The organism is Pseudomonas sp. P5_A2_2 (genome assembly GCF_054177685.1).
In genome coordinates, this window is record NZ_JBGCUL010000991.1 from 1 (window position 1) to 1,603 (window position 1,603).

General features: G+C 60.4%; 2 protein-coding genes. Both read left to right on the forward strand.

All coding sequences use genetic code 11. The annotated features are described in order from the left end of the window. Positions 1–103: 103 nt before the first annotated feature. Entirely contained in the window at positions 104–661 is a 558-nt protein-coding gene (locus tag ACXRVY_RS28105; protein ID WP_223460758.1) for a PqiC family protein, read from the forward strand. A 295-nt stretch (positions 662–956) separates the two neighbouring features. Continuing rightward, positions 957–1,603, forward strand: a 647-nt coding sequence (gene pmrG, locus ACXRVY_RS28110) for a lipopolysaccharide core heptose(II)-phosphate phosphatase PmrG (protein ID WP_458238845.1), incomplete at its 3' end; no start/stop codon positions are given.

A 1,603-nucleotide genomic window follows, 5' to 3' on the forward strand; every position in this document is an offset into this window, starting at 1 on the left:
ACCTGGGACGGCATCCGGAATCGCTGCTTCGCGGCCGTCCGAACAATGCCGCCCCCATGGATCTGCAAGGGCCACCGCGCAATTGAACACAGGAGCATCACCCATGGCTTTTCCGCTGAAGTTCACACTGGCCACCGCGTTGTTGCTRCTCGCCGCTTGCCGCAGTGACCCGATTCACTTCCACACCCTGACCCCGGCCCAGGTGGGCGATCACTCGAGGGCCAGCGTCGGGGCGATTCAGATCGAGACGATCAGCGTGCCGCCCCAGGTCGATCGTGCGCAGATCGTCATTCGCGAGGGCAACAGTGGCCTGGCGATCCTGGAAACCCAATGGTGGGGCGCGACTCTCGTGGACGAATTGCGCAGTGCGCTGGCCGATCAATTGAGCAACAGTCCTGCACAAGGCAAATATTCGGTGCGGGTCGATGTGCAGCGTTTTGACTCGGTCCCCGGTCAATACGCGTTGATGGATGTGAAATGGCGTCTGCGCAGTGCCGACGAAGGCGACACGGCACGGGTGATTTGCCGCAGCACCTTGCAAACGCCATCGGGTGCGAGCATCGATGACCTGGTGCTTGCCCAGCAAAACAACGTCAAACGCCTGGCCGCGCTGATCAGCCAGGCTGCCGCCAGACCACAGGCAAGTTGCCCTTCGCCCTGAACGGGTTTCCTCTCTGCGGATTAACGGCGGCAAGTTCGTCGTTAATCCCATCCCCTATGCCCCTTCCGTTTCCCGTTGGCATTCCCCGCAAGAGCAAAAGATAACAATTCCCGGTAACCGACAAATTACCCGTCCACCTTGCAATTTTTTCACATTCCTTTCACCGCTCCGACACCTGCGCAGATTTAACGTGGGCTGCAGTTAATTCGCTGAGCTTGGTCTCGGCGGTCATTTTTCGCGCTGTTCCAGGTTTTGTTTAACAGCACTTCCCTGGCGCTCCAATGGGTGGACAAACTTGGTCAACTCCGTCTCGCATAAACCGTCTTCGCGCCTGTCTAAACCGGTCGTGGCCATTGTCGCACTGACCCTCGCCGTGCTTGCCACCGGTTTTGTCCTGTGGCCGAAATCACCGGCCAACCTGGCCCATGAGGGCGCGCAAGCCCGGGCCCAATTGCTGCAACAATGGAGTGCCGGCGAGATTGCGGTGCTGGTTCGTCATGCCGAGCGGTGCGACCGTTCCAGCAATCCCTGCCTGGGCCCGGCCGACGGCATTACCCGTGTCGGCAGTGAGGCGGCCGCCGGTGTCGGGCAAGGCCTGGCACGCCTGGGTTTGACGCAGACCGACATCCTCACCAGCCCGGTGACGCGCACCGTGCAGACCGCGCATTACATGTTCAACAGCGACCCACGGACCCAGGAGTGGCTGGCGACCTGCGGCACGACCCTGCGTAACGATGTCGTGGCGCACAAGGTGGCGCACCGCAACCTGGTGCTGATGACCCACAGCGGCTGCATCGCTGATTTTGAAAAGCAGACCGGCTTCAAGCATTCGGCGAAGGACGCCGAGTACGCCAGCGCGCTGTTTGTCCACATCGATGGTGATGGGCAACTGAAAGTGCTCGGCATTGTGAATGCCGAAGACTGGAACACTCTGTTACAAGA